This is a genomic window from Capnocytophaga sp. oral taxon 326 str. F0382 (assembly GCF_000318295.1).
GTDB lineage: Bacteria > Bacteroidota > Bacteroidia > Flavobacteriales > Flavobacteriaceae > Capnocytophaga > Capnocytophaga periodontitidis.
In genome coordinates this window covers 25796-36365 of the sequence record NZ_KB291438.1, presented here as the reverse complement: position 1 = coordinate 36365, position 10570 = coordinate 25796, and the positions used below count along the sequence as shown (strand labels likewise).

Annotated in this window: 10 protein-coding genes; all 10 read left to right on the top strand. The window is 40.9% G+C overall.

Annotated elements, in window-relative coordinates; translation table 11 throughout:
* Window positions 1-508, top strand: a 508-nt coding sequence (locus tag HMPREF9073_RS10995) for a hypothetical protein (RefSeq protein ID WP_009413839.1), incomplete at its 5' end; no start/stop codon positions are given.
* Complete coding sequence (locus HMPREF9073_RS16375) at window positions 498-668, top strand: hypothetical protein (protein WP_009413838.1); 171 nt, start codon at window positions 498-500, stop codon at window positions 666-668. The genes HMPREF9073_RS10995 and HMPREF9073_RS16375, both read left to right, overlap by 11 nt.
* A gap of 214 nt (window positions 669-882) precedes the next feature.
* On the top strand, window positions 883-1725 hold the full coding sequence (locus tag HMPREF9073_RS10990; protein ID WP_009413837.1) for a YwqG family protein: 843 nt from the start codon (window positions 883-885) through the stop codon (window positions 1723-1725).
* 96 nt (window positions 1726-1821) lie between these two features.
* Window positions 1822-2634 carry a DNA damage-inducible protein D gene (locus HMPREF9073_RS10985; protein WP_009413836.1) on the top strand — a complete coding sequence of 271 codons (813 nt, stop codon included), beginning with the start codon at window positions 1822-1824 and terminating at the stop codon, window positions 2632-2634.
* 25 nt (window positions 2635-2659) lie between these two features.
* Window positions 2660-4831 (top strand): glutamine synthetase III, encoded by a 2172-nt coding sequence (locus tag HMPREF9073_RS10980; protein ID WP_034555829.1) that lies wholly within the window; start codon window positions 2660-2662, stop codon window positions 4829-4831.
* Between the two features lie 23 nt (window positions 4832-4854).
* Window positions 4855-5778 (top strand): DNA adenine methylase, encoded by a 924-nt coding sequence (locus HMPREF9073_RS10975; RefSeq protein ID WP_009413834.1) that lies wholly within the window; start codon window positions 4855-4857, stop codon window positions 5776-5778.
* Window positions 5775-6296 (top strand): PD-(D/E)XK nuclease superfamily protein, encoded by a 522-nt coding sequence (locus HMPREF9073_RS10970; protein WP_009413833.1) that lies wholly within the window; start codon window positions 5775-5777, stop codon window positions 6294-6296. Before HMPREF9073_RS10975 ends, HMPREF9073_RS10970 begins: the two co-directional genes overlap by 4 nt.
* A complete protein-coding gene (locus HMPREF9073_RS10965) occupies window positions 6296-7093 on the top strand; it encodes a site-specific DNA-methyltransferase (protein ID WP_009413832.1) in 798 nt (265 codons plus the stop codon). The genes HMPREF9073_RS10970 and HMPREF9073_RS10965 overlap by 1 nt, the downstream gene beginning before the upstream one ends.
* 261 nt (window positions 7094-7354) lie before the next feature.
* The gene (locus tag HMPREF9073_RS10960) at window positions 7355-9694 is read left to right on the top strand and encodes a TonB-dependent receptor (RefSeq protein ID WP_009413830.1); all 2340 of its coding nucleotides are present in this window, start codon (window positions 7355-7357) and stop codon (window positions 9692-9694) included.
* Between the two features lie 31 nt (window positions 9695-9725).
* On the top strand, window positions 9726-10532 hold the full coding sequence (locus HMPREF9073_RS10955) for a CPBP family intramembrane glutamic endopeptidase (protein ID WP_009413829.1): 807 nt from the start codon (window positions 9726-9728) through the stop codon (window positions 10530-10532).
* Window positions 10533-10570: the final 38 nt, after the last annotated feature.

Here is a 10570-nt window from a genome sequence, read left to right as displayed (position 1 = left end):
AGAAGAAGACAGCAACTTATTTGAACTTACGAAATACGAAGATGAAATATCAGGTATTGCAACGGAATTTGAAAAGAACGACAAAAATCAATATAGGTCGTATTACTTTGCCCCTTGTGGCTACGACTGTTTCTCTTCTATAACAGGAACATTTAAACTTATTGCCCCCTCGTATGTGCGCCTCAATGCCCTAACTTTTGAGCAATATGGCAATTGCGAAAAGAAAAACAAAACGTTGCATAACGATACCGCCGATTATTACATATACAAAGTCTCAAATAAGAAAATCTTCTTAGTGAAAAGCACTTCAAAAAATGAAAAAGAAGATCAAGAAAAGGCTAAAAACTATTTGTTAGTAACCGGTATAAAGGAAGATGTAGTATATAAACATGAAACAAAAATGAAGGTGGAAACTAAATTTAAATATATAGGAGCATTACCTACGCAAGTAGAGAAATATGCTCCTGATATACTTCACTTGAAAAAATTCAAGATACTTGCTTCATAACCAATTAGAAGGGATAACAGCTTGGGTATTTGCGGTAAAAGACCTCACCACAGAAACTATAACCTATGTAATACAAGAAAATTGTTATGATGAAAAAGATAAAGAAATGTCTTGCTTTTTTGACTGTACCGAAGCCGAAATAAAGAAGTTCAGACAATAATCCTGAAGATTTGAAAAATTATAAGTTCGATGATGTACTTTTTCACTGGGAAGATAATTATTAAACCAACATATTTAAGTCACAGCAAATCAATGTAGATGATCATTTTCGTGACCTCACGAAAATGGTCGAGATAGCCAAAGTTAATACTAAAAACTGCGTCCGCCTCGTCCGACCAGTCCGCCTCGCCTGATAAATAAACAACAATCAATATATGCTCCCAACACAAACCCAAATCGAGCAACTCATCGCCCACCTCAACGCTACCACACAGCGTGAGGTAATCCGCATTTCTCTATCCCCAGCCGATGACTTAGCCCTCACCGATAGCAAGTTCGGCGGACTCCCCTACATCCCCCAAGGAGGATCCCTCCCTACCAGTGCCGAGGGTAAACCCCTCTTTATGCTAGCGCAAATCAACTGCGAGCAATTGCCCGAAAACAATCTATATCCCAAAAAAGGACTTTTGCAGTTTTGGATAGCACCAACAACTGATTATCTATATGGCTTAGACCTTAATAACCCTTGTAGCAATGATAATAAACGGGTACTCTATTACCCCACTATTACTGAAGCCTTGCCTATAGATGATTTTATCGATGATTACACTTTCGATAACGAGAATCTGCCTTTCAATTCTGGGAAACAATTTGCTTTGCATTTCAGAAAAGATACCGAGAGTATTTCTTTAGAAGAAAGGGCTGCTAACCAACTCTTCTTTGAGAAGTGGAATGAAGCCTTTTCAACCCAAATAACCACTATTGATGAATTTTTCGAGGAAGTACCCAATGATATTTGTGAGGAAATCAATGCTTCTCTCCTAAAAGAACCCACAGGACACAAAATAGGGGGGTATCCTTACTTCATTGAGTATGACCCACGTGAAGAAAACGACCCTCATACGCTCCTTCTCCTACAAATAGATATTGATAACGTTGAAGGAGAAGAGATTTATTGGGGAAATGGAGGTGGCGTAGCCAATTTCTTTATCAGTCCTGAAGATTTGAAGAATTATAAGTTCGACGATGTACTTTTTCACTGGGAAGATAATTATTAAAGATTAGTAGTTAGTTCATAGTTGTTACTCGTTAAAAAGCGTTCCTATTCCCAGCCTAACCCTTTTAATAAAACTGCCCGTGCGGCTCACACTATTATGGATAAGAATAGTATTCTACAGTACAAAAACCAATTCGATAGCATTACACACCATATAGAGAGTGAAGATGCCAAAGAGAAAATAGAAGTATGGTTTGCCCGTGAATTACAAACCATATTGGGCTATGCCCGTTGGGAAAACTTTTTAGTGGCTATACACCGAGCAGTTGCTTCGTGTAAGTCGCAACAAATCAATGTAGATGACCATTTTCGTGAGGTCACGAAAATGATCGAGATTGGTAAAGGAGGAAAGCGTGAAGTGGTAGATTTTATGCTTACTCGTTACGCCTGCTATCTCATTGCACAGAATGGCGATCCTAAAAAAGAAGAAGTGGCTTTTGCTCAGAGTTATTTTGCGGTACAAACACGTAAGGCAGAGCTCATCGAAGAACGTCTTAACTTGCTTTCTCGTTTAGAAACGCGCGATAAACTCAGAAGTGCTGAAAAGCAACTCTCACAGAATATTTATGAGCGTGGCGTTGATGATAAAGGCTTTGCACGTATCCGCTCTAAAGACGATACTGCTCTTTTTGGTGGACATACTACTTTCTTACCAACACTTACCATTGCTGCTAAAAACCTCGCTACGGAAATGACTAATTACAATGTGGAAAGTAATGATTTGCACGGCGAATCTGCCATCACACACGAGCACATACAAAATAACCAAACCGTCCGACAAATGTTAGGACAACGTGGTATCAAGCCAGAAGAATTACCTCCCGCCGAAGATATTAAGAAATTGGAGCGCAAAGTAGCTCGTGATGAGAAAGCAATTGCCGAAAACTCTCAAAAATTACCTAAAAACTAAAATAATAATAACTTACCTGTTACCTATGCTAAGATTCATCGCTCTTACTACCGCACAAAACCGCAAACCGGTGGCAGTACCCGAAAATGGCAAACGCTCCGAACTGTTTGCTCAAAATGTATTCAACGAAGAGGCTATGCGCCAACTGATGACCCGCGATGCCTTTGCCGCTGTAATGAACGCCATACACAATGGCACTAAAATCGACCGCCGTGTAGCCGACCAAGTGGCGACCGCTATGCGCGATTGGGCAATCTCTAAAGGCGCTACTCATTACACTCACTGGTTTCAACCTCTTACAGGGGGCACTGCCGAAAAACACGACGCTTTCTTTGAGCCCGTTACCCGCGACCGCGCTATCGAACGCTTTGGAGGCGGACAGCTCGTACAACAAGAATCGGATGCTTCCAGCTTCCCCAATGGTGGTATCCGCAATACTTTTGAGGCACGTGGCTACACTGCTTGGGATCCTTCTTCACCGCCTTTTGTCTACGGCACCGTGCTTTGTATCCCTACAATATTCATTGCCTATACAGGCGAGGCATTGGACAACAAAACGCCATTGCTCAAAGCCCTTAGTGCTCTCGACCAAGCAGCTACCGAAGTAGCCCGCTATTTCGACAAAAATGTGAGCAAAGTAACCACTACCTTAGGCTGTGAACAAGAGTACTTCCTCATTGATAAAGCCCTTGCTAATACTCGCCCCGATTTGATGATTACCGGTCGCACCCTCTTAGGACATCAAGCGGCGAAAGGACAACAGCTAGACGACCACTATTTAGGGGCAATTCCAAGCCGTGTGTTGGCTTTTATGCGCGATTTGGAGCAAGAGTGCCTATTGCTTGGTATCCCCGTGAAAACGCGCCATAATGAGGTCGCACCTAACCAGTTTGAATTGGCTCCTATCTTTGAAGAAGCCAACCTTGCTGTCGATCAAAACTCTTTGCTGATGGACGTGATGCGCAAGGTAGCCGAGCGCCACGACTTTGTAATCCTATTCCACGAAAAACCCTTTGCAGGGGTGAATGGGTCGGGCAAGCATAACAACTGGTCGCTTGTAACCGATACAGGCGTAAACCTTTTAGCACCTAGCAAAACGCCTATCAAGAACCTGCAATTCCTCACTTTCTTCATCTGCACTATCAAGGCAGTATGCGAATATGAGCCTTTGTTAAGAGCCTCAGTAGCATCGGCGACTAACGATTACCGATTAGGTGCTAATGAAGCACCGCCTGCCATAGTATCGGTATTTATAGGCGAACAGCTTACCCAAGTGCTCAACGCCTTAGAAGTATCGTCTGATAACCTATCTCCCGAAGAAAAAACCGAACTCAAACTGAATGTAGTAGGCAAAATACCCGACCTCTTCCTCGACACTACCGACCGCAATCGCACCTCGCCTTTCGCCTTTACGGGTAACAAGTTCGAGTTTCGCGCGGTGGGCTCTAAAGCCAACTGTGGCAAACCTACAATGGTACTGAGCACCATTGTAGCTCAGCAGCTCACCGACTTTAAGAAAGCAGTTGATGCGCTTATAGAAGGGGGCAAGAAGAAAGAAGATGCTATTTTTAAAGTGTTGCGTCGCTACATTAAGGAAAGTAAGAAAATACGCTTTGAGGGCGACGGTTATAGCAAAGAATGGGAGGAAGAGGCTGCCCGCCGTGGTTTGAGTAATCATAAAACGACACCTGAGGCACTGAAAGAAAACATCAGTGAGAAGGCTGTGGCTTTGTTTGAAAGTACAGGAGTACTGAGCAAAGTAGAGCTTTTGGCGCGTTATGAAATTGGCTTAGAAGAATACGTGAAAACTGTGCAGATAGAATCACGTGTATTAGGCGATATTGCCCGTAATCACGTGGTGCCAACAGCCGTGCGCTACCAAAACACCCTTATTGAAAACGTGAAAGGCTTAAAAGAAATATTTGGCGATAGCTACCAAGAAGTAGCTGCCGAGCAATTAGAGCTCATACGCCATATTTCCGAACATATCAAGGTGATCCACAGTCAGGTAGAGGCAATGGTAGAAGCGCGCAAGCACGCCAATCACCTTCCCGATTTTGAAGCCAAAGCCGATGCCTATTGCACACAAGTAAAACCTTTCTTTGAGGTAATACGCTACCATTGCGACAAACTCGAGCTTATGGTAGATGACGAGCTTTGGACACTGACGAAATACCGTGAATTGTTGTTTAATTAAACAAAAGCGTAGATAAAAAATTAATGAGAAAAAACACAAATCACATAGCAAAACCTTTCTTAAAATGGGCAGGAGGTAAAACACAGCTCATAGAACAAATCAAAAATAATTTGCCTAATTTTGTTCATAATGAGAGTTTTACCTACATAGAACCTTTTGTAGGGAGTGGAGCTGTCCTATTTTGGTTACTCAATGAGTTTCCTAATATGAAAAAAGCAATAATCAATGATATCAACAAAGATTTGATAGATACTTATTGCACTATTGCCGAAAATCCTGAGCCGTTAATAACCATTCTTGAGCATTTACAAAGAGAATACCACGCTTTAGAAGATCAACAAGAGGCTAAAAAAGCATACTATTATGAGAAAAGAGCCTTGTTTAATAGCAGAAATGAAGACAAACTAAGGCAATCAGCCTTATTTATATTCTTAAATCGCACTTGTTTCAATGGTTTGTATCGTGTAAATAGTAAAAATGAGTTCAATGTGCCCATAGGGAGTTACAAACGACCTATGATTTGCGATAAAGAAAACATTTTAGCATTAAGTAAAGCATTACAAAAGGTGGAAATTATATGTGGTGATTTCGAGCAAACCATTCAATATGCCGAGGGGAACACCTTGTTCTACTTTGATCCACCTTACAAACCTTTGAGCAAAACCTCTAACTTCAATGCTTATGCAAAAGACAATTTTGACGATAACGAACAAATTAGATTAAGAGATTTCTGCCAAAAATTAGACAACCTCAATCACTATTGGATACTCAGTAATTCAGATGTAAAAGGGAAAGACAAAAATAATCATTTTTTTGATGAACTATATGCTGACTTTGAGATAAAGCGCGTATTAGCTAAGAGAAGTATCAATGCTAACCCTAAAAAACGAGGGGTATTAAATGAATTATTAATTAACAACTATACTAATAATTTTTTAACTATATGATTTATGGAGGAAAAGGAGGAGGAAATACAAAAACAGGTTTAGCTTTTGAAGGTAAAACTGATTTAGCAGAATTTCTAAACTCTCAAAAAGGTTATGAAGTAAAAGAAAATAATGTTTTTTACAAAGGAGAACTTGTTGGAAGAATTTTTAAAAAATACGGTTTCTATGATTTCCTAAAAGAGTTAGATATTGATTGGAAACAATTAATATCTAAAAGATTACTGCCCGATGATAGTATATTTGTAATTATAGCAAATACATTATTCATAATTGAATGTAAATTTCAACAAGTAGCAGGTTCAGTAGATGAAAAATTGCAAACTTGTGATTTTAAAAGAAAACAATACCAAAAACTTTTATCAAAAGCAAATATAGAAGTAGAATACATTTATCTATTAAGTGATTGGTTTAGGAAGCCTGAATACAAAGATGTTTTAGACTATATTCATAGTGTACATTGTTATTATTTCTTTGAGTATATTCCATTAATAAAATTAGGTTTGCCTGTCCCTGAATAATGCTTAACCCCTATTTCAAATCTCAAGACAAATCATTTTACCTCCTTCACGGAGATACGATGGAACTATTGCCACAGTTTCATCGCAAGTTTGATATGGTCTTTGCAGATCCTCCTTATTTTTTATCAAATGGAGGACTTACTGTAAATAATGGCGAGATTGTAAGCGTTAATAAAGGAGATTGGGATAAATCAAAAGGGATAGCTTTTGTAAATGATTTTAATAGACAATGGCTTACTTTAGTACGCGAAGTGATGAAAGAAGAGGCTACTATTTGGATTAGTGGTACGATGCATAACATCTTTTCAGTAGGACAAATACTTACAGAATTAGGTTTTAAAATACTCAATATTATCACTTGGGAGAAAACCAATCCACCCCCTAACTTTTCTTGTAGGTACTTTACCCATTCTACTGAGCAAATCATTTGGGCAAGAAAAGAAGAAAAAACGCCTCATTACTTCAATTACGAACTAATGAAACAGCTGAATGGTAATAAGCAAATGAAAGATGTATGGCGTTTCCCCGCGATTGCTCCTTGGGAAAAGTCGTGTGGCAAACACCCTACTCAAAAACCCTTATCAGTACTTACAAGACTTATTTTAGCTTCTACCCCACCTAATGCTTGGATATTAGACCCTTTTACAGGGAGTTCAACTACAGGTATTGCGGCTAATTTGCAAGGCAGAAAATTTGTTGGTATTGATAAAGAACAAGAGTTTTTAGAGCTGAGCAAAAACAGAAAATTAGAAATACAAAACCCTGATATATTTAAAAAATACAAATCCCGATTATAAAAAACTAATGAAGCTATAGTTTTTTCTTTTTGGAGAAGCAATTCTTTATTCATTGTTGGTTTTTCTATATAACATACTCTAAAAGTAAATGATTATCCTTTGCTAAAATTTCTTGCCCATACAGCTCGTCATTCGTCTCTCGTCATTCGTAATTCGTCTCTCGTAATTCGTCATTAAAAAAAGCGTCCATTCCCTCACGCTTGGGCGATGCACCCCTTTTTGCGCCGTACTTTTGCCCCAGAATTTTAAAAGTATTACGCAATGAAAACCTTTTTGAACATCGCCCTTTTTTTAGTGCTTCCGCTTGTAGCACATTCGCAAGATATTACCCAAACACTTAGGGGTACTATTTACGACCAAAGCACTCACGAACCACTCATCGGGGCTACCATAGTGGTGCAGAACTTTCAACCTGTTATCGGGACAACTACCGATGAGGCGGGAAACTTTTCGATTACTAACCTCCCCTTAGGAAGGGTGAGTTTGGAAATTTCTTATATAGGTTATGAGAGCCGCGTGATTCCTGAGGTACTCATTACTTCAGCCAAAGAAGTCGTGCTCAGCATCGCTCTTAAAGAAGCTGCCACTGAGCTTGAAGGCGTGGAAGTAGTAGCGGGTATCCGCAAGGAGAAAGCCCTCAATGCAATGGCTACCGTGAGTGCCCGCACCTTTTCGGTAGAGGAAACACAGCGCTATGCCGGCGGACTTAGTGACCCTGCGCGTTTGGCGTCTGCCTTTGCGGGGGTCTCTACGGGTAATTTGCAGGACAACTCTATTGTCGTGCGCGGTAATGCTCCGCAAGACGTACAATGGCGATTGGAAGGTGTGGAAATCCCTTCGCCTCAGCATTTTTCTGGCGGAAATGTCATCGGGGGCGGATTAGTGACGCTTTTTAGCAATCAGGTGATTGGCAATTCCGATTTTCTTACAGGGGCTTTCCCTGCCGAGTATGGCAATGCGCTCGCTGCTGTTTTTGATGTGAAAATGCGCACAGGTAACACTTCCCGCTACGAGCATACGGCACAAGTGGGCGTATTAGGACTCGATTTTGCTTCTGAGGGTCCGCTTTCACGTGCCAAAGGGGCTTCTTATCTCTTCAACTATCGCTATTCTACTTTGGGATTACTCAGCGATTTGAAAATCAACAAAACCGGTCAGCGTATTAAGTACCAAGACCTTTCCTTTAAATTGAATTTCCCTACTGAAAAAGCAGGTACATTCTCTCTTTGGGGTATCGGAGGGATTGACAACACTCATAAAGATGCTTTGAGTGCTCCTGCCAACTGGAAAACCGATATCGACCGCGTGAATAACAATTGGGATACTTACGTGGGTACAGTAGGGTTGCGCCACCAAATCACCGCTGGCGAGCGTAGTTTTGTAGAATCACACATCGCTTTTTCGGGTACTGACGACCGTATTAGCACCGATTATCTTTCCGATGATGCTTCAGTATTCACCCCCGATAGCCGACTTAAAAAACAAAACGGCACACTCACTTTGGCGACCTCGCTCACTCATAAGTTTTCTCCTTTGGCTACTTTGAAGGTGGGACTCACCAGCAAACAACTTTTCTACAAGTATAACCTCAGCGCTGCACAGGATTATGTGCCTTCCACTTATGCGCGCATCGTCAATTCAGCGGGTAGTACCAACCTTACTGAGGGCTATGCCCAACTCAAATACCAGCTATCACCTTCACTTTTGGCTAACGTAGGGTTGCGCACTCACTACTTTGGTTTGAGTAAAGAACTCTCTCTTGAAAGTAGAGCAGGATTGGCTTGGAAACTTTCCGACAAACACAGTTTGAGTTTCGGCTATGGCAAACACTCTCAAGGAGAAGATTTGAATGTGTATATGATAGAAGTAGGGGGCGTAGCTGTGAATAAGGATTTGAAGCTGAGCGATGCACATCATTTTGTATTGGGTTACGACTGGATGCTTACCGATAAATTGCGTTTCAAAGCCGAAGCCTATTATCAATATCTGTGGAATATCCCAGGGGAAGAGGGTACCAGCTATTCGCTTATCAATTTGCGACGGGCGTTGTATCTCAACAAAGCACTCGTGAATAATACCAAAGGGCGCAATTATGGTATCGACCTTACTTTGGAGCGCTTTTTGGGCGATAATTATTACTATCTCATTACGGGGTCTATCTTCAAATCCGAATATAAAGCGGGGGATAATGTGTGGCGTAATACGCGCTATAACAAGGGTTTTGTACTGAATGCCCTCTTTGGTAAAGAGTTCTATTTTGCCAATAACCGCAAGGTGCTCGATGTGAATGCGCGTGTGAGTGTAACCGGAGGTGAGCGTTACAGTCCGATTTTAGAAAGCCAATCATTAGCCCAAAAACGTGTGATATACGATGAAAGTCGGGCTTTTAGCGAGCAATTCCGCACTCTTACATACGCCGACCTTACTGTGAATTACCGCATCAACCACCACAAGAGTAGTAGCGTGTTCTCTTTCCAAATGAAGAATGTACTCGGGGCTCCTATCTATATCGACCATAATTACAATTACCAAACCGGACAGATAGAACTCAGCAAAGCTACTTTGGTGATCCCTAATATCAGTTATAAAATAGAATTCTAACTTCTTATCTCTTACCTCTTATCTAAATAAAATGAAAAAATATAATCACCCTATTTTGTTTTTTACCCTTTCCCTTGTGATTCCTTGGGTATTGTGGTTTGTGGTGGCTTATTGGAGTCACCAGCCAAAAGCACCTAATGCTTTTTGGACAGGCTTTTTTGAATTGGCAGGCTTGTTATCTCCTATGGGCGTGGCTACCTACCTCTTTGTAGGCAATAAGGAGCTCTTATCCGACCTCAAAGGGCGTTTTGTAGGCAGAAAATTGCTCACCAACCGCTATTTTTGGATTACCCTCTTGTTTCCACCCCTTTCCATTGTGGTGGCACAACTACTTTCGCTCGATTTAGGGCATAGTCTCGACCAGTTTTACATTTCAGGAGAGCCTAGTTTCAGTTCAGCGCCTTTCAATGCTTGGTTTGTGCTATGTTTGGCACCGGTGTTCGAAGAATTAGCTTGGCATACTTACGGCACTGATGCTTTGCGTAGCAGGTGGACGCTTTTTACCTCGTCGGTTATCTTTACCGTATATTGGGGGTTATGGCATTTGCCTTTGTTCTTTGTAAAAGATTATTACCAAAGCAACATACAAGCGGAAGGGTGGATTTATACGGCCAACTTTTTTGTGAGTCTGTTTGCCTTTGTGTTTATCATCAACTGGCTGTATTACAAATCAGGGCGCAATGTACTAGTAGCCATATTGTTTCATTTGGTAGCCAATGTTTCTAACGAAATCTTTGCCACCCACCCCGACAGCAAACTGATACAAACAGGCTTATTCGCCCTACTAATGGGCTATATATTAGTTAAAGAAAGACGATTGTTTTTTAGTGAAGAGTGAAAAGCACGGCATTTGCATTTAAGATAATAGGTTTATAC

Excerpts from the sequence above, each read along its gene's own strand:
- HMPREF9073_RS10990 (WP_009413837.1), top strand. The coding sequence starts at position 883 with ATGCTCCCAACACAAACCCAAATCGAGCAACTCATCGCCCACCTCAAC.
- HMPREF9073_RS10985 (WP_009413836.1), top strand. The coding sequence starts at position 1,822 with ATGGATAAGAATAGTATTCTACAGTACAAAAACCAATTCGATAGCATT.
- HMPREF9073_RS10980 (WP_034555829.1), top strand. The coding sequence starts at position 2,660 with ATGCTAAGATTCATCGCTCTTACTACCGCACAAAACCGCAAACCGGTG.
- HMPREF9073_RS10975 (WP_009413834.1), top strand. The coding sequence starts at position 4,855 with ATGAGAAAAAACACAAATCACATAGCAAAACCTTTCTTAAAATGGGCA.
- HMPREF9073_RS10970 (WP_009413833.1), top strand. The coding sequence starts at position 5,775 with ATGATTTATGGAGGAAAAGGAGGAGGAAATACAAAAACAGGTTTAGCT.
- HMPREF9073_RS10965 (WP_009413832.1), top strand. The coding sequence starts at position 6,296 with ATGCTTAACCCCTATTTCAAATCTCAAGACAAATCATTTTACCTCCTT.
- HMPREF9073_RS10960 (WP_009413830.1), top strand. The coding sequence starts at position 7,355 with ATGAAAACCTTTTTGAACATCGCCCTTTTTTTAGTGCTTCCGCTTGTA.
- HMPREF9073_RS10955 (WP_009413829.1), top strand. The coding sequence starts at position 9,726 with ATGAAAAAATATAATCACCCTATTTTGTTTTTTACCCTTTCCCTTGTG.